Source organism: Arthrobacter sp. ZGTC212, from assembly GCF_002929255.1.
GTDB classification, from domain to species: Bacteria; Actinomycetota; Actinomycetes; order Actinomycetales; family Micrococcaceae; genus Arthrobacter_B; species Arthrobacter_B sunyaminii.
Genome location: NZ_PJIJ01000003.1, coordinates 79,454 through 97,695, shown reverse-complemented (window position 1 = coordinate 97,695; position 18,242 = coordinate 79,454). Strand labels below are relative to the sequence as shown.

The following is an 18,242-nucleotide window of genomic DNA, read 5'->3' as shown; positions in this document are numbered from 1 at the left end:
CTGCCGGCTTTGGCGATGAGAGCTGCTGGACGAATTCGAAACATCTGCGGTTGATTCATTATGAAGCTGCTCACGACGGGGTAGCGACGGGGTGTGGGACCACGGCGGCTATCTATTCAGCTCGTCCTGCTGTTCAGCGGCTGGTTATCCGCCATGTTTCGATTCGAGGAGCTGCGAACCTGAAGCTGTCCGGAACCAGCAGTTTCCTTAGCGGGAAGTGGGGTAACGAGGCCATCGACGTCGTCGCGCAACGGAACCCTAGCGCTCATGCTGGGGTTTGAGTTGCGGGGATGATCCCGGATTCGGGATCGGTTCAGTCGTGCAGCAAACCCCTACGCCACATGCTTCCTGCGTCAGGAACTGGCTGCTAAAAGGAAACAGGGTGTCTACCTGGCTACTCTCCACCCATCTGAAACTCGAAAGCCTGGCGAGCTAAGCCGAGAATATAGTTGAGATCGGTATCCTCATCAAGGCTGACCTCGGTCGGGCCATTACCCCAGTGGCTCTTGCCGTTTACGTCCCAGGCGAGGCCACGCTCATCGTGCAGAGTCTCGATCGGAATGTTGAGGCTCAATATCAGACGCGCCTTCTGCGGAATGACGTCGACAAAGTTCGTGTCAGCTTTGAAAGCAACGTAGAGCTTACGGAACTGCCGAGTGATGCCTGGGTCGAGGGCCAGAAGCTCTGCGCTGAGCGTCTCGAACAGGGATCGGCGGGGCTCCCTAAGCAGGTACGGGTGATCTTCAATCGAGAAATCCGACTCTGATCTCTTCCCTTGGAACTCTGAGATGGTCTCGGGCGACAATACGGGTAGGGTCCAGATCTTCAGGGCATCGTCGGCCAGACGCTCTGCGCGTTCCTGGATTGCCGTGACGTTCCATGTTTCCAGTTTGCCCAATCCCTTGTTGAGCCGGAGTGGGCTGTCCCTAAATCCCCCCTCCATGTCGCGCTTCTTCGCGAACGCGTGGTCGGAGTACTCGGAGTTGTACCCCGTGAGCGTCAGGTTTCCGAGTGTGTGCAGATACGTCAGCTGCACGTCCTGCCATTCTGTTCCAAGAGCTTCCTGCCACACGGCGGAGAGCTTCTCGTTCTGCGGCATGATGTGCTCGATCGTGTAGTCCTCGATCGTCACGCGTTCCTTGCGTCCATGGTTCTCCAACATGCGCAGAAAGTAAGAACGCCGGCGGAAGTTGTACAGGTCAGCCGACTTGAGACTCGCAAGGAACTCTGCGTCGGTCGGCATGCGGCGGTAGCTCTTCAGACCGAGGAAGTGGGCCTTGACGCTCTCGAGATAGCGGTCCTTACGCACTGACGAGCTGAAGCTGGCAAAGGTCTTATTCAGCGAGTTGGGCGGCATGCGGCAGACCGCTCGGCGGAAGATGTAGGAGGTAACCAAGTCAACGATCTCCAGCAAGTCGTCCCGAGTCAGAGTTCCGAGCTCGTAATCGGTATACACATCCAGCAGGAAGGGATAGACCACGTCAGCCTTGATCTGGTCCAGGTCCTTGAAAGCGTTCCGCAACGCCGGGTCCGTCTCCTTGCCCAACGCCATCGCGCAGTAACGCCCGGCGTACTGACGGAGCTCGATGACGAGGGACTCGATGGTTTCGTCCTTTTTAGTGAATGTTGCCGCATGAGTCTTGAACGCATCATAAATGTCGTCCAACCGAGGTATCTCACCGGTCTTGATGGTCAGGTAATGACGGACAAACTCATCAAACTGGCTTTCCTCCGCACCGCTGAACTCCTGCTCCATCGGGCGCCAGTAGGCTGAGTAGACCTTCGCCTGCTCTTTTGGTGGCAGATCCATCAGGACGTAGTTACGGATCAGGTCAGCTTGGGACAGCTTCTTTCCGGTCGAGTTCATGGCTTCAAAGACCAACTGCGGCTTATCCACCCCGCGCTCGAGCTTCACATCAACGACGACGAGCTTGTCTAGGCCACGGCAGAAAACGCTCAGGTCGAGCTTCGGGTCTTTGAGTTTCCGCCGGAAATAGTCGTAGTTCTCGGTCACTCGAGTGGCCACGTCCGGAGCCGGCTCCGTTCCTTGGAGAATGGCGATCAGCGCATCCCTGTCATTTTGAGACAGGATTAGTTTGAACTGGCGTTCGCCTTCTTCGTCGTCATTAAGCAGATAGCGATTCCGGATCTTCCTCGGAGAGAAACCATCCCAGGGCTCGCGCTGACCCTCTGGCAGCTCCTCCAGCCTGGCTGCCAATGCTGCCAGGACGAGCGTGACGGTAGTCACCCGCTGTTGTCCGTCAATAATCAGGTCAGGCTCAGCAGACGTATTGGTGGATTGTTCCTTGGCAACGTAGACGATCGATCCCGTGAAATGTGATCCAATTGCCGGGGTTGAGCCGGCCCGAATAATATCCGCCCAAAGCTGGGCACACTCCACTTCCTGCCATGAGTAGAGACGCTGGTAGATCGGCACAATAAACTGGCTGCTCGCCTTCAACAGGGTAAGCAGGTGTGAATCAACGGCTTTCACGGGTCTCCTTCATGGTGAGTAACCAGCATATCTTCGTGGCCACGAGGCCTGAGACACGGACCCCTCATTGGCTACTCCCCCTTCCAACATGGAGAAGACCGCAGCACTGTGGTCAAGGCGAGGTTCTCTGCCCGGGGCGCAGACCTCACCTGCATCACGAGCTGGGCTACGCCGACGCGGTGGCCGCCTACGTGGAGGGCATGCAGTGGGCAGAGCGGGACTCCGGCGTGAGCGGGCGGCTGATGGTCGGCATCGACCGCAGCAAGGATGGGGCCTACGCGGCGGCCTGGGTTCAGCAGATCCTGGACGACCCAACCCATACGTGGTGGGCAGCGGGCAAGCGCACCGCGCGCCGGTGGCCGTCAACAAAGTCACTTGCTCGACGTGCTGGGCTGCGACCGCATTGACCACGGCTACGTTGTGATGGAGAACCACGCCGTCATCTCCCGGCTGCGGGAGGATCAGACGCCGTTTACGGGCATTTTCACCAGGTCCCGCCGGTGCCGGTGGCCGTGCCTTCGGGCATACACTAAGGCAATGATCGATGCCGGCCCGAACCTCATCCGGGCCTCCGATAACCCGGGAATGTTCCCGCCACCCTAGCCAACGAGTACCGGAGGGCCGTGGACGAGCTGGGCTTGGACCAAGTCTGACTGCGCCGATCCGCGCTGGCAGGCATTGATGCGAGTTGCTGCCGGACGCGGAGAAGACTGCACTGAAGGAGCCCATGACGGCGGAGATTGAGGCGCTGGAACAGAGACTCTTCGGTTAATTTCCAACGCCCGAAGCCGGGTGTCCGCTCTGCGGGCAGCGGCGTTTTCTGTGGGGTGCTTTGGATGCGTGCTTTACTCGATCCCGTCCCGGATGATCGGGCAGGTCATGCAGTGCCCGCCGCCACGGCCGCGGCCCAGCTCGGCCCCCACGATCGGGATGACCTCCACACCCGCGTTACGCAGCGCCGCGTTGGTCTGTGTGTTGCGGTCGTAGGTGAACACCACCCCCGGCTCCAGGGCGACGGCGTTGTTCGCGCTGTCCCACTGCTGGCGTTCGGTGGCGTGGTAGTCCCCGGCGGTCTCCACGAGGCGCAGCTGCTTGTAGCCCATGGCTTCGGCGACCACGTCGACGAAGCGCCGGTCGCGCTCGTCACGCACTTCCAAGCCCAGGGGTTTGTCCGAGGGATGGATGGTGAAGGGGTGGATGCCGTCCACGATGGCCGGGTGGATGGTGGCCAGGTCCCGGTCCGCGAAGGTGAACACGGTGTCCAGGTGCATGGCGGCGCGCAGCTTCGGCATGCCGGCGACGACAATCCGTTCCGCGGCTTCGTCCTTGAACAGGGCCTGCGCGAGCTGGGTGATGGCCTGCCGGGAGGTCCGCTCCCCCATGCCCAGCAGCACGGTGCCGTTGCCCACGGGCATCACGTCGCCGCCCTCCAGGTATGCCTGGCTCCAGTCCTTTTCCGCGTCACCCCACCAGATCTTCGAGCCGGTGTAGTCCGGATGGAACCGGTAGATGGCCTGCATCAGCAGGGTCTCGTCGTGCCGTGCCGGCCAGTACAGCGGGTTCAGGGTCAGACCGCCGCCGATCCAGCAGGTGGTGTCCCGGGTGTAGAGGGTGTTCGGCAGCGGCGGCAGCAGATATTCGGGCCGGCCGGTGGATTCCCGCACCAGGGCCACGTAGCCGCTGAGGTAGTCGGTGGGAACGTCCGACGCCGTCAGCCCGCCGATGAGGATCCGCGCCAGTTCCGCACCGGTCAGTGAATCCAGGAATGCCCGCGTGCCGGACACCAGCCCCAGTCCGACACGGTTGGCGATGATCTTGCGGTCCAGCAGCCAGGTCCGTGCCTCGGGGATGTCCATGGTCTGCCCGAGCAGGTCGTGAAGTTCGACGACGTCGACGCCGTGGCTGGTCATCTGGGTGACGAAGTCCGCGTGGTCGCGCTGGGCGTTCTCCACCCACATCACGTCGTCGAACAGCAGGTCTTCACGGTTGGTAGGCGTGAGGCGTTCGTGGGCCAAACCCGGCGCGCAAACCAGGACCTTGCGCAGCTTGCCCACTTCCGAGTGCACGCCGTAGGACGCGGCCTTGCCGGTGGTGGTTGGGGAAAGCATGCGGTTCTCCTTGATTCTTGGAACGAGGGTCTTTCCTGGAACTAGTGTTCCAGTTCGGTCAGCTCGCGGTTCAGTCTGTGTGCGGTTCGGCCTGTGCACGCCGCCGCAGTGCTTCGTTGACAGCCGGGTCCTCCAGGGCGCGCAGCCAGGTGAGCAGTTCGTGTCCGGCGGCCGGGTTGGCGGCGACGGCGGGGCGTGCGATCGGGTGGTCGGTGGCCAGTTCCTGCAGCCGCAGGTTGTCGGTTCCTGGATCCTCGGCTTCGGCGAGGATGGCCACCTCAACAGGGTCCACGTCCCTCGGTCGGGCCGCTGATGCTCCGCCGTTGACGATGTCGGCCGCCGGGATGTTCATCAGCGGGGTGGTCCGAGGTGTGGAGGGGGCGTTTTCTTCAGAGGGGTGTTCCTGCATTTCGTCACGCATGGGATTCTCCTTTGTAAGTAGCCTTATGGTCATCCTGCCAGAAGGTGAGGCAGGGTCCGAATCCGACCTGTCAGAGCAGCACTCGCCAGTGGTCGGCTGTATCACCCAGCTACGGTTGAGAGGCCACATCGGGTCGGGAAGCATGAGGTTCACTGCCGTGAAGCGCCCCCGTCGAATTTGCGTCACCGGTTACGCCCTCCCCCTGCGGTGCATCTATGAGGCTGCCCGGTCCAGGTCACGTGTGTGCTGGTGATGGTGTAACCGTTATGCGCGATGCCAACCCAGTGCCTTTGTCGTGTCTAAGGTGCGGTAGTCCTCGGAACCGATGAAGTGTGGCAGTCAGGTTTCACCGGCCCGGTTGGAAGCGGCCCCGAAAGCACAAACCGGTTGATTTCGGCCAGTGCGGCTCAGGTTGGGACGGGGCTCATGGGCCTGCAGGGTTGGCCATCGACTCAGCCTGCTTCGTCGGCCAGAGTCCAGATCTGTTTCAGGGGAAGTTCGCGGCGTACCCGTGCTGGGAGGGAGGCGTAGTGCTGCTGAACCTGGGCCACGACCTCGTCTGCGTCCCACACCCGAATGGCAAATCTCTGCGAGTCCAGCAGTTTGCGCGCTGCCCGTGTGAGTCCGCCCCAGGCAACTAACAAACCTTGGTCAGCGCCGTGGATTGAAAGAGAACCATGCAGCTGGGAAACGGTCGGCGAATCAACAGGTGACGCCTGGCTTTTCACCTGAACGATCAGTCGCGGGGGCTCCAGCCCAAGAATTCCTTTACCTGCAACAATGTCGATGCCGTCGTCGGTACCTTCGCCATGCTCAGTACATACGTATCCGGCGCTTCTGAGCAGGTCCGCAATCAAACCTTCCATCTTGTGGCCCGAGTATGCCTCTATGAGCCGGCTGGCGATGGCGTCTGCCGCGTACCGGGCCAAGTCCACCGGCGCTTCTACAACTTCTTCAACTTCCTCTACCTGCAACACTGTTCGCGGAGTCGACGGGGCAACCACTGAGGCGGCTTGCCCAAGACGGGCACCAGGATCTGCGTTTCCGGACATACAAACCGTTAGACGGCGTTCGGCGTCGTTACGCTGAATCTGACAGATCGTAGAAAAAGCTCCTAGGGAGTAGAGCAGGTCTTGCTTGACCCGTGACCGGGCAAGGTTTGTCACCTTCCAGGCGACTCTTCGGACATGGCGGCGTTCCGGGTCCGGGTTATCCAAGTAGACGTATTCGCTGTCGATCGTTCCAATCGCAATCTCAGACGTCCTCTTTAGCGGCATAACGACGAGATCGCCGACAGCCATCCGCCCCCTCAACGCCCACAGTTGGGCAGCAAAGTTGCGGAGCGCTCCAGTGCTGCGGTCGGGGATTCCTTCGCCCACCCTATTCAGAACCGCTTCTCGCGTGCCGGAATCAGTAAGCGATCCCACATCGCCAAAGCCCGCGCCCGTGTAGCCACTTTCCAAGGCCCACTGTTCACGCTCTCCTGAACTGCCTGCCCTAACCATCCATGCGGTCATGATTCCCCTTTAACTCGCTCGCAGTAGCCTACGACACCCGAGCGTCCGGGTGGACGTGCCGCGATCAGCAGTGGCCTCAGTCCCCTATATGAAGAACTGGGCTGATTACCTGAGGAGCCGCTATTGCCGCCTCCGCCAGCTCGCGAACCTCATGCGGATGCTGGGAGAGGTCCAGGGAGACCTCCTTAACGATTAACCGGTGTTGACTAAACCCCTACGTCGCGAACGCCGGTCCCGGACGACCGCTGGCAGTTGACGCCCGGGAGACCCGGTCCAACGGTATCATCGAGAATAACGGCCTTCACCGAACCATACGTGGCTTCGCGGCGGCTGCTTGCTCACCGCAACGGCTGTCTTCAGTCGATCGAAATTCACAGCCCGTCAAGTGCTCGGCTGAGTCCGCCAGCGCGGCGACGACTCACGAAGGCACTAATGTCGGAGGTTCCTGATTCAATAGGAAGAAGGATCACACATCGCTAGGTGGAGTCCACAGACTAATTCAGATTGATTGCTGCTTGCATGCATAGGGGGAGAAAACCGCGAGATGTGTATGTCCACAACTGCTGGGAACAACCTGGTCCTTGGTAACTTGAGGACGACGGCCAGTCACACGATCGGTGTTCCCCATCTTGTGGAGCTTTTACAGGAGGTGCCGGTGGACGCTTCGGCGGAGCGGTACCGTGAGGCCGTAGTCGAGGACAATATCCTTGGTCGCCCAACTCATGCAGGGAGGGTGCGATCATTCCGCCACCTGCGTGAACTGTACTGGCTAGACCCAGACCGCCCAGATTTTGCAGCCCTGCGGCATTTTTGGGATATCGATCCCTCATCTCGCCCGCTCTTGGCTGGGCTCTTGGCCTTCACTAGAGATGAGTTGCTCCGTGCCTCTTTTAGCGCGATCGGTGTCCTAACAGTAGGAGCGATCGTAAGCTCCGCCGATCTCACCGACGCCGTACAAGCACAGTTCGGCGACGAGATGTCGGAGTCGACGCTCGGAAAGACTGGTCGCAACACGGGCGCGTGTTGGACCCAAACCGGCCATCTTGCCGGACGCTCCAAAAAGGTGCGCACAGCAGTGAACGCCCAACCGGCAGCCATCGCCTACGCCGCTTACCTGGGGCACCTGGCAGGTGGGCGCGGCCTCGGAGTCCTCGATAACCCGTGGTCAGAGATCCTTGAGATCACGCCGGGGCGTTCGCTTGAAGCTCTGCGTGAGGCTCATACCCACGGACTTCTAGACCTGCTCGTGGCGGGCAACGTGGTTGACGTGTCGTTCCCGGCCCTCGGGGGTGCCGCATGAGTCGCGTCACTGATCTCATCGACGCATACAAGGCCGAGTTGTCCTTGACTTGGAAGGACAACGTCTCCGGCGGCGAGCGCGTCTGGATGCTTGTCTACCCACCCGACTTGGAGCGGCAGATACGCCATGCGTTGCCAAGCATGGAGTTGGCGACCATCCAGTCAGGCCGCAGCTGGGTCGTACTCGACGTCACCGACGACTTCGGGCTCTGGCTGTCTGCCCACCGACACGCGGAGGCGTTCTACGAGGAGCCGAGCGATCTGACGCAGTCGATCCTGGACCAGTTCGAAAACACACTGGTCGCGCGCATCCGCCAGGCACTGGAGGCGGCTCCCGCGAACGCCGTCGTGGGGCTAGTCGGTATCGGCTCGATTTTTCCGTTCCTGCGAGCCTCTAGCGTTATCAAGTCGGTCGACTCCGCCGTCAGCGGCCGTCTTCTCGTCCTTTTCCCGGGGCTTCACGACCCCGAGACTCATTCATTCCGTTTACTAGACGCCCGCGACGGGTTCAACTACCGCGCCCGCGTCATCGATCCCCAGAAGGACCTCGCATGACGATCAACAACGACCTGTTCATCCGGCACCCCCTGAGCTTCGAGATTCCAAACGACGGTGTCACCAATGTGGACCGCCCCGAGGACTCCAACCAGTGGGACGTCCTGAAGTATGAGCTGGAGAGCTTCGTCTGCGAGGGCGAGTACGAATACGGGCTGCAGCGCATCCTCGACTCGTACACCGGCCACCGGAACCGGACAACTCAGCCCGCTGTATGGGTCTCGGGCTTCTACGGTAGCGGTAAGTCCCACCTAGTCCGCGTGCTTCAGCACCTGTGGGCCGATACAAAGTTCCCTAACGGTGCAACAGCGCGGGGTTTGACCAACATCCCTCAGGGCATCCAGGACCAGCTGACGGAGCTGACCACACTTGGCCGCCGCGACGGTGCCGCCCCGTGGGCCGCCGCCGGTGCGCTTGACCGAAGCGGCGACACCCTCAATTCGGTCTTCCTCTCGATCGTCCTTGGGGCCGCTGGGTTGCCCACGCGCGTCGCTCCCGCACAGGTGGCCCTGTGGCTCGCCGGCAACGGGTACCTCGACGCGGTACGTTCGAACGTCGAGGAAAACGGCGGCGACCTCAACGAGGAACTTGGCGAGTACAACCTCAGTACGCTGCTTGCGAAAGCCATTCTCGCCTGCGACCCGGAGTTCGCCTCCTCGGCTAAGGACGTGCGCGCGGCGCTTCGCAGCCAGTTCCCGCCGGACACACGTTCATTCTCGACGGACGAGACAATCGCTCTTCTACGAAGAATCCTCGAGTACGTCGGCGATGGCCAGATCCCGCCGTCGCTGATCGTCCTCGATGAGGTGCAGCAGTACATCAGCGGCGACGGCGGCCGTGCAATGGAGGTGCAGAGCCTCGTCGAGTCGGTATCCCGCGAACTCGACGGTCGAGTGTTGCTCGTCGCTACAGGCCAGCAGGAGCTGACGGCGGACTCCACGCTGCAGAAGATCCAGGACCGATTCACTGTCAAGGTCGTCCTCAAGAACCAGGACGTCGACGCCGTCGTCCGTCGTGTCCTTCTGAGCAAAGAGCCCGCGGAAAAGCCCAATCTCGACAGCACGTTGGCGTCGGTGGCCGGGCAGATCTCCCGGCAGCTCATCGGCAGCAAGATTCAGCACACCGCAGGAGACGACAAAGACCTCGCAGAGGAATACCCGTTACTCCCAGTCCGCCGTCGCTTCTGGGAAAGCGTGCTCCGCCAGGCCGACGCCGGCCGCGCCGGGCAGCTGCGATCCCAACTCCGCATCGTCCACGAGGCAAACCGCAAGGTAGCGCCCGAGCCCGTGGGCACAGTCGTTGGTGCCGATTTCCTCTACACCCAGAAGAACGAAGACTTGAACGGCGCAGGGCTGCTCCTCAAGGAGACGCAGACGCTGATCCACGAGCAGGGACAGAAGGACGCACTGCGCGGACGCATCCTAGGCCTCATCCACCTCATCGGCCTGCTCCCAACGTCGGGCCACGGCGACATTGGAGTACGCGCCACGGCGGACCATCTCGTCGACCTTCTCATCCAGGACCTTGCTCACGACGGTGACCGGCTTCGGCAGGAGGTCCCTGCTGTGCTCGAAGCGCTCGCCGGAGAGGGCATCCTCCAGCAGGATGGCGAGGAGTTCCGTCTTCAAACGAAAGCAGGTCGCGAATGGGACGGAGCCTTCCGCAGGCACCACGCGCAAGTAACCGACAGCGAGGTTAGCACCGAGCGCGGCTCTCTGCTGCTCGCTGAGATCGGACGCTCACTGCCCGGCTCCATCCAGCAGGGCCGAGCCAAAGTGTCACGCAAGCTCGCCCTGCACACCGACACGTCACTCCCGCCCGACTCCGACGTTATCCCGGTGTGGCTCCGCTCGGAGTGGGACGAGGGTATCTCCGCGAAGCAGTTCGACGAGGCTGCCCGAAGCCTCGGCGTCGACTCGTGGATTGTCCTCGTGCACCTTCCGCGTCTCCAGGCCCCCTCATTCGCTGCGGCGGTCCGCAACAAGCTCTCCGCGCAACGAGTGATCGACCAGCAGGGAATCCCGCAGGACGACGAGGGTAGGCAGGCCCGAAGCGCAATGCAGACGCGGCTAAACCGGGCAACAGACCAAGTGAATGCCCACGTCCGCGACGTCCTCTCCAAGGCGAGCGTTCTCCTCGGCGGTGGAACGGCACCGAACGGGCTCACTCTGCGCGAGCGGATCGAAACCGGCGCGCAGGATGCCGCGACACGCCTGTTCCCTCGATTCTCCGAGGCGGACGACAACCGCTGGCCGCAGGTCATCGCACGGGTGAGGAGCGGATCAGCGGCTGACGCTCTGAAAGCTGTCCAGCACGATGCCGACCCCGAACAGCACCCCGTCGTCAAAGAGGTACTCAGTCACATTGGCCCGACAGGCACTTCGGCGAGCGACGTCGAAAAGACCATCACCTCGAAGCCGCTCGGTTGGCCCAGGGATGCCCTCATGGCCGCCCTCGGGGTGCTCCTCGACACAGGGGCAATCCGGGCGACGATCAACGGTAGCGACGCCACCACAGCCGACGTGCTCAGGCAGACCCGCCTCGGTAATGTGCACCTTCGCCGCGAGGTGACGGTTCTCAAGCCCACCGAGAAGATCCAGGCCCGGCAGGTGCTGAGCACCCTCGGGTTCTCAGCCGACAACGAAGGACTTGCCTCGGCAGCCGAGCAGGCTATCAAATCGCTCATCGACCGCGCGAAGGACGTGAGCGGACCTGCACCACTTCCGGACATCAGCGTCCCAAGCAACATTCAGGTCATCGTCAGCAGGTCCGGTAACGAGCGCGTTCACGCCCTGCTGGGTGCGAAAGACGACCTCATGAACTTCAAAGACAAGCTCGACGAGTATGAGCGGCGGCGAAAGAACCGGACGCCTTCGCTGGAGTTGGCTCGTGCTCTCGCCAGTTCCTCCACGGAGCTCGATACCGCTGCGGCAGTCCGTGACCGCCTTGAGGCACTGATCGCAAGCCGCGACCTCCTCGACGCCGCCGACCCTGTCGCCCCGATCGTCAAGGAACTGGCCAACGCGCTTCGCGACGAGATCTATGCAGCAGCAGGAAAGCTGCGCGACGCCCGCGCAAATGCCGTTGAAGGCCTCGAGCAACATGCCGCATGGAAGGCTCTCAACGAGGCGCAGCGTGAGACGCTTCTTGCGGAACACCATCTTGTCGCGGAACCGGAGCCAAACCTGGCTGATCCTTCGGCTGTGCTGGCAACCGCGCAGGTACGACCTCTCCCGGGCTGGGCCGCCGAACTCGATGCCATCCCTCAGCGGGCCTTACGCGTGCTGGAGGCGGCTCTCCGGCTGACGACCCCGGCGGCAAAGACCGCCACGGTAAAGGTGTCGACGGCGAGCCTTAATAGCCCGGACGAGGTCGAGAGGTACGTCGGCGACCTGCGCGCGCAGCTCCTCAACGCCTTGAGCGGCAATGACTCCGTCGTGGTGAAGGGCTGACCATGACCACCGCGACGATCACTGTCCTGAACACTACCCAACGGCGTTTCCTGGACGCGCAGACGCAACGCGCTCGCGCGGCGGCGCAGCGCGCTGCCGCGGATTCCCTGCACGCACTCGCAGTCGGCGAGCCGAGCCGACCAGCCTACCTGAGCGACGAGCAGAATAAGCTTCGCCTTTCGCTGCGCGACAAGGCCCGGCAACTCGGCGATGATACGTCGCGAGCGGGCGCGCCCCTAACCAACCTGATTCATGACGTCGCCTACGAGCAGTGGCACCGGTTGCTGTTCGCGCGCTTCCTGGAGGTCAACGGACTCCTGCGGCATCCCGAATACCATGACATCTCGTTGTCCTTGGATGACTGCGGCGATCTCGCGTCCGACCTCGGCGAGCCCGATGCGTGGGCCGTCGCTGCCCGCTTCGCATCGGAGATCCTCCCAGGTGTGTTCCGACTAACCGACCCTGCGGTGCAGGTGCGATTCGCCGCTGAGCACCGGAACGTGCTGGAGCGCCTCCTTCTGGATATCCCGACTGAGATGTTCACGACCGAAGACGCGCTCGGCTGGGTCTACCAGTTCTGGCAGACGGCCGAGAAGAAGCGGGTAAACGACTCCGGCCTCAAGATCGGTGGCGCCGACCTGTCACCGGTGACGCAGCTGTTCACCGAGAACTACATGGTCCGTTTCCTGCTGGAGAACTCTCTCGGCGCATGGTGGGTGGCTCGTCACCCCGACTCGCCGCTCGCCGGAGATTGGGAGTACCTGCGCCGCAACGAGGATGGCACCCCTGCGGCCGGTTCGTTCAGCGACTGGCCAGACCGCGCCGCCGAGGTGACGGTGATGGACCCGTGCTGCGGCTCCGGGCACTTCCTCGTCGCTATGTTCGGGATGCTTTGGCGCATGCGCGCCGAGGAAGAGGGACTCACTCCGTCCGAAGCACAAGACGCCGTCCTCCGGGACAACCTCCACGGCCTCGAACTCGACCCGCGTTGCACCCAGATCGCAACCTTCAACGTTGCGCTGGAAGCATGGAAACAAGGCGGGTTCCGCGAACTGCCCGCGCCCCAGATCGCCTGCTCCGGGGTGCCAATCCGGGGCGCGCGACAGGACTGGGAAGCGTTGGCTGGCGACGATGCCGAGCTGCGCAAAGCCATGCGTGGGCTCCACTCGTTGTTCCGCAACGCGGACAGCTTGGGATCGCTGGTCGACCCGCGTCCAACGGACCAGCGGGATGGGCTCTTCGGCCGCGACATGACCATCGGGGTATCCGCGGACAAAGTACGAAGCCTGCTTGCAGTAGCGCTTCTAGACGAAAGCGACGACGCGACCGTCCTCGGACATGCGGCCGAAGACGTTATGCACGCGGCGGGCCTGCTTGGCAGAACCTACACCTTGGTAGCTACCAACCCTCCATACCTGAGCACTCAACGGATGGATGAAGTCACAGCCAAGTTCATCGTTGATCGGTTCCCGCGATCGAGCACGGAACTCGCGACGGCGATGCTTGAGAGGTACCTCCCGGAAACGACCGGAACAATCGCGGCCGTCTTGCCCATGAACTGGCTCTTCCTGAAGTCGTTCAGCTCCCTTCGTGTTCACCTGCTTAACCGCGCGGGATGGAACGTCGTAGCCCCTCTTGGGACAGGCGCATTCCAGACGATCACTGGCCAAGTCGTTCAATCTGCACTGGTACTTCTCTCTGCAAAGCGTCCGGACAACATGATGTTCGTCGATGCACGACAGCCAGGATCCGTCGATACGAAGGGCGAGACCTTGAGAACAGGGACGGTGGACCTTGTCCCGTTTGGGGCCCTGCGAAAGAATCCCGGATCTGTTCTCGACGCGAACGCGTTGGGCAAGAGCCTCCTATCGAGTTATGCCACGAGCTGGCAGGGGCTTGTCACCACAGACTCGTCGCAGTTCGTGCTGCATTTCTGGGAGGTGCCTAGTGAGGGAAACGTCTGGGCACGTTACGTTACGGCGCCGACTTATACCGCACCATACTCAGGAAGGGGTTACTTCCTCCGCTGGGAGGAAGGCTCTGGATCGCTCCACAACTCGAAGGCCCACAACTTCAATCCGTCTGCTGTCTTGGGGAAGCAGGGTGTCCTCGTAGCGCAGTCGAGTATACGAGTCACCCTCTACTCAGGCGAAAAATTCAACCACGCGGCGGCGCCAATAATCCCGCTCAACCAGGAGCATCTCGCGGCAATTTGGGCGTTCCTGCAGAGCCCTGACTATGCAGCTGCCGTCCGACGAATCAACTCGAAGGTCATGGTTGACTCCGGATACCTGATTAAGGTGCCGTTTGACCTTGACCATTGGAAGCGAGTTGCAGAGGAAGCGGGCCCTCTCCCCGTTCCGAAGTCCACGGATGTCACGCAGTGGCTATTTGACGGGCAGGTCAGGGCTGCTTCCCATCCTCTTCAGGTTGTGGTGGCTCTACTTCTGGGATACCGGTGGCCTGAGGCGGGCGACGCCCAGCTCTATCGTCTGGCGGACGCGGACGGCATCGCCTCACTGGCGGCCCTCCCCGGAGAACCAGACCTGGCCACCCGTCTCCGTGAAGTCCTCTCCGTTGCGTATGGCAATGACTGGTCGAGTGCCCTCGAACGAAAGCTAGTGACGGATGCAGGAGGCAAGAACGGGCGGCTTGACGACTGGCTCCGAGACTCGTTCTTTGCCCAGCACGTGAGGGTTTTCGACAACCGGCCTTTCCTGTGGCATATCTGGGACGGTCGTAAAGACGGGTTCTCGGCTATCGTCAATTACCACAAGCTCGACCGACGGACTCTGGAAAAGCTCACGTTCACTTCGCTTGGCGCATGGATCGACCGCCAGAAACATGAGGCTCGTGCAGAACGGGCCGGCGCGGATGCGCGCCTTGCCGCCGCCGAGGATCTTCAGCGCCGACTCCAATTGATTCTCGATGGTGCGCCACCCTATGACATCTACGTGCGGTGGAAGGGGATGGCCGAGCAGCCCATCGGGTGGGAGCCCGACATCGACGATGGTGTCCGTCTCAACATCCGGCCGTTCGTTAACGCCGGAGTACTTAGGGCAAAGGTGAACGTGCACTGGCGCAAGGACCGCGGGACGAACCCGGATGGATCGGAGCGCCACAACGATCTGCATCCGACGCTCGATGAGCGCCGCGAAGCCCGGCGTCAGGCGCAGAACACCTCGAGTGGCAATGACTCCGTCGTGGTGAAGGGATGACAATGATCGTGACAACACCAGTCACTGTCTTGAACACTGACCAGCGGCGTTTCCTGGACGCGCAGACGCAACGCGCCCGCGCAGCGGCGGAGCGCGCTGGCGCGGATGCCCTGCGTGCACTCGCCGTAGGCGAGCCAAACCGACCACCTTACCTGAGCGATGAACAGAATAAGCTCCGCCTAGCGCTGCGCGACAAGGCCCGGCAACTCGGCGATGACACGTCACAGGCGGGCGCATCCCTCACCAACCTGATTCACGACGTCGCCTACGAGCAATGGCACCGCTTGCTGTTCGCGCGCTTCTTGGAAGTCAACGGACTCCTGCGCCATCCCGAGTATCGGGATATCCCGCTGTCCTTGGAAGACTGCGGCGATCTTGCCTCCGATCTCGCCGAGCCCGATGCCTGGGCCGTAGCCGCTCGCTTCGCATCCGAGATCCTCCCCGGAGTGTTCCGTCTAACGGACCCTTCGGTGATGGTACGGTTCGCCGCCGAACACCGCAACACACTGGAACGGCTTCTTCTGGAGATCCCAGCCGAGGTATTCACGACTGAAGATGCACTCGGCTGGGTCTACCAGTTCTGGCAGACCGCCGAGAAAAAACGGGTCAATGATGCCGGCATCAAAGTTGGCGGTGCCGACCTGTCACCCGTGACGCAGCTGTTTACCGAAAACTACATGGTCCGCTTCCTGCTGGAGAACTCCCTCGGCGCATGGTGGACGTCCCGCCACCCTGAGTCGCTTCTGGCTGGCGCCTGGGAGTATCTGCGCCGGAACAAGGATGGCACCCCCGCGGCGGGCGCGTTCAACGAATGGCCCGACCGTGCAGCCGACGTAACCGTGATGGACCCCTGCTGCGGCTCCGGCCACTTCCTCGTTGCTATGTTCGGGATGCTCTGGCGCATGCGAGCCGAAGAGGAGGGACTCACCCCGGCGGAAGCGCAGGACGCTGTCCTCCGGGACAACCTCCACGGGCTTGAACTCGACCCGCGCTGCACCCAGATTGCTACCTTCAACGTCGCACTCGAAGCCTGGAAACAAGGCGGGTTCCGTGAGCTTCCTTCTCCACAGATTGCTTGCTCTGGCGTGCCAGTGCGCGCAGCGCGCTCAGATTGGGAGAAGCTTGCGGGCGACGATGGTGAACTGCGAAAGGTGATGGGCCGGCTGCACTCCCTGTTCCGCAACGCCGACACTTTGGGATCTCTTCTCGACCCCCGTCCAGCGGATCAGAATGACGCATTCTTCGGACATGATCTTGCCGTCAACGTTAGCTGGACACAGATAAGAGAGGTATTGACGGCCGCGCTTCGATCCGAATGTCAAGAATCGACGGTCCTTGGTCATACTGCGCTGGACGTGGTTCGTTCTGCTGATTTGCTCGCTAGAAGGTACCATTTGTTGGCTACTAATCCCCCGTTCTTAGGTTTGGAAAAGCAATCCTCAGTGCTGGAGTCTTATGTAAAGTCGAACTTCGACATAGCCAAGCGCGAGCTCGCCTTGGTGATGTTAATGCGTTTGCTAAATATGCTCGACTTTAGCGGTTCTTTCGCAGTAGTTCTGCCCAGTGACTGGATGCACTATAGGGCTGGGCGACGGTTCCGAAAGTATTTGCTTGAAAAACATTCATTGAGGTTTCTAGCACTCCTAGGAAACAACAGCTTTTACACTCCACTACGTGTCAGCCCAGTCCTAGCTATCGGTGATGGTCATCAACCAGGAAAGCAAGCTGTGGCTTCCCTCGTTGTGTCGACTAGCTCGCTTAAAGAGAAGCCAGCTGCATTGAAGACGACCACAGTAGGCGGTTTTCAGCAGTCATCATGGTTGGAATCACTCGATTCTCGAATCACTCTGTCGAGCGCTGAGAGCGAACGCAAACAGGGTATAGCTTCGCTGATTGGCGATATAGCGGACGCTCGGAACGGTTTGCAGGCAGGCGACGCTCAACGGTTTGACAGGTATTTTTGGGAGATCCCGCACCTGGAAAAAAGATGGGAACTTCTCCAACACTCGCCCGACGGAGACGGTCTCTACTCCGGCAGGAAGAAGATCGTATTATGGGAGTCTGAAGCTGGCGAGATAGCGAGACTAGCAGAGTCCGTAAAGCACCTGAATCACGCTGCACAGAACTGGCGTCGCGGGAAACCATTGTGGGGACGTCCAGGTATTGCTGTAAGTAAGATTGGTGCAAAGACAGCCATATACCTGGGCGACCGCTTTGACTCGGGTTCTTTCGCCATCGTTCCGCACGACCCGCAAGATCACTTAGCTTTGGTTGCCTTTGCCCTCTCCGGAAACCTTCGCACCGAGCTGGCCAAGATCAGCCCTGGGTTCGCGCTGAGTTCCCCTCAGACCCTGCTACAACTTCCATTTGACATTGAGCATTGGCGTAACGAAGGAGCTCGGATATTTCCGCAAGGATTACCGGCACCAGCCTCAGTAGATCCCAGTCAATGGCTCTTCAGTGGAGAGATAACGACCACTGCGTATCCTCTTCAAGTTGCTGTAGCTCGACTACTTGGTTACCGGTGGCCGAAGTCCGTTGTCAACTCAGCCTATCGTCTGGCCGACTCCGATGGTATCGCTGCTTTGGTCGCCCTGCCAGGTGAGCCGGACTTGGTAACTCGTCTGCGTAAACTCCTTGAGGACACATACGGCAATGACTGGTCGAGTGCCCTCGAACGAAAGCTAGTGACGGATGCAGGAGGCAAGAACGGGCGGCTGGACGACTGGCTCCGAGACTCGTTCTTTGCCCAGCACGTGAGGGTTTTCGACAACCGGCCTTTCCTGTGGCATATCTGGGACGGTCGTAAAGACGGGTTCTCGGCTATCGTCAATTACCACAAGCTCGACCGACGGACTCTGGAAAAGCTCACGTTCACTTCGCTTGGCGCATGGATCGACCGCCAGAAACATGAGGCTCGTGCAGAACGGGCCGGCGCGGATGCGCGCCTTGCCGCCGCCGAGGATCTTCAGCGCCGACTCCAATTGATTCTCGATGGTGCGCCACCCTATGACATCTACGTGCGGTGGAAGGGGATGGCCGAGCAGCCCATCGGGTGGGAGCCCGACATCGACGATGGTGTCCGTCTCAACATCCGGCCGTTCGTTAACGCCGGAGTACTTAGGGCAAAGGTGAACGTGCACTGGCGCAAGGACCGCGGGACGAACCCGGATGGATC

The 18,242-nt window shown here is 61.2% G+C and carries 10 protein-coding genes; 6 read left to right on the top strand and 4 right to left on the bottom strand.

Annotated elements, in window-relative coordinates; translation table 11 throughout:
• Positions 1-394: 394 nt before the first annotated feature.
• Positions 395-2,494, bottom strand: a complete 2,100-nt coding sequence (locus CXQ89_RS12705) for a DUF262 and DUF1524 domain-containing protein (protein WP_104161534.1) — start codon at positions 2,492-2,494, stop codon at positions 395-397.
• 375 nt (positions 2,495-2,869) lie between these two features.
• Between CXQ89_RS12705 and CXQ89_RS12700 the strand changes: the two genes are divergently transcribed.
• Positions 2,870-3,097 (top strand): hypothetical protein, encoded by a 228-nt coding sequence (locus CXQ89_RS12700; RefSeq protein WP_104161533.1) that lies wholly within the window; start codon positions 2,870-2,872, stop codon positions 3,095-3,097.
• A 242-nt stretch (positions 3,098-3,339) separates the two neighbouring features.
• Here CXQ89_RS12700 and CXQ89_RS12695 read toward each other — a convergent pair whose 3' ends face one another.
• From CXQ89_RS12695 to CXQ89_RS12685, 3 genes are all read right to left on the bottom strand, one after another.
• A complete protein-coding gene (locus tag CXQ89_RS12695; RefSeq protein ID WP_104161532.1) occupies positions 3,340-4,602 on the bottom strand; it encodes an arginine deiminase in 1,263 nt (420 codons plus the stop codon).
• Between the two features lie 70 nt (positions 4,603-4,672).
• Positions 4,673-5,023, bottom strand: coding sequence for a hypothetical protein (locus CXQ89_RS12690; protein ID WP_104161531.1), 351 nt, complete (start codon positions 5,021-5,023; stop codon positions 4,673-4,675).
• A gap of 452 nt (positions 5,024-5,475) precedes the next feature.
• Positions 5,476-6,540 (bottom strand): restriction endonuclease, encoded by a 1,065-nt coding sequence (locus CXQ89_RS12685; protein ID WP_104161530.1) that lies wholly within the window; start codon positions 6,538-6,540, stop codon positions 5,476-5,478.
• A 1,075-nt stretch (positions 6,541-7,615) separates the two neighbouring features.
• Here CXQ89_RS12685 and CXQ89_RS18195 point away from each other — a divergent pair.
• The 5 genes from CXQ89_RS18195 to CXQ89_RS12660 all read left to right on the top strand — a co-directional run.
• On the top strand, positions 7,616-7,840 hold the full coding sequence (locus CXQ89_RS18195; RefSeq protein ID WP_146067250.1) for a hypothetical protein: 225 nt from the start codon (positions 7,616-7,618) through the stop codon (positions 7,838-7,840).
• The gene (locus CXQ89_RS12675) at positions 7,837-8,394 is read left to right on the top strand and encodes a BREX protein BrxB domain-containing protein (RefSeq protein ID WP_104161528.1); all 558 of its coding nucleotides are present in this window, start codon (positions 7,837-7,839) and stop codon (positions 8,392-8,394) included. Before CXQ89_RS18195 ends, CXQ89_RS12675 begins: the two co-directional genes overlap by 4 nt.
• Positions 8,391-11,846, top strand: coding sequence for a BREX system P-loop protein BrxC (brxC, locus tag CXQ89_RS12670; protein WP_104161527.1), 3,456 nt, complete (start codon positions 8,391-8,393; stop codon positions 11,844-11,846). Before CXQ89_RS12675 ends, brxC begins: the two co-directional genes overlap by 4 nt.
• A gap of 2 nt (positions 11,847-11,848) precedes the next feature.
• Positions 11,849-15,064, top strand: coding sequence for a hypothetical protein (locus tag CXQ89_RS12665; protein WP_104161526.1), 3,216 nt, complete (start codon positions 11,849-11,851; stop codon positions 15,062-15,064).
• Positions 15,065-15,066: 2 nt separating this feature from the next.
• On the top strand, positions 15,067-18,242 hold a 3,176-nt coding region (locus CXQ89_RS12660), incomplete at its 3' end, for an Eco57I restriction-modification methylase domain-containing protein (protein WP_104161525.1).

Excerpts from the sequence above, each read along its gene's own strand:
- CXQ89_RS12685 (WP_104161530.1), bottom strand. The coding sequence starts at position 6,540 with ATGACCGCATGGATGGTTAGGGCAGGCAGTTCAGGAGAGCGTGAACAG.
- CXQ89_RS12695 (WP_104161532.1), bottom strand. The coding sequence starts at position 4,602 with ATGCTTTCCCCAACCACCACCGGCAAGGCCGCGTCCTACGGCGTGCAC.
- CXQ89_RS12675 (WP_104161528.1), top strand. The coding sequence starts at position 7,837 with ATGAGTCGCGTCACTGATCTCATCGACGCATACAAGGCCGAGTTGTCC.
- CXQ89_RS12690 (WP_104161531.1), bottom strand. The coding sequence starts at position 5,023 with ATGCGTGACGAAATGCAGGAACACCCCTCTGAAGAAAACGCCCCCTCC.
- brxC (WP_104161527.1), top strand. The coding sequence starts at position 8,391 with ATGACGATCAACAACGACCTGTTCATCCGGCACCCCCTGAGCTTCGAG.
- CXQ89_RS12665 (WP_104161526.1), top strand. The coding sequence starts at position 11,849 with ATGACCACCGCGACGATCACTGTCCTGAACACTACCCAACGGCGTTTC.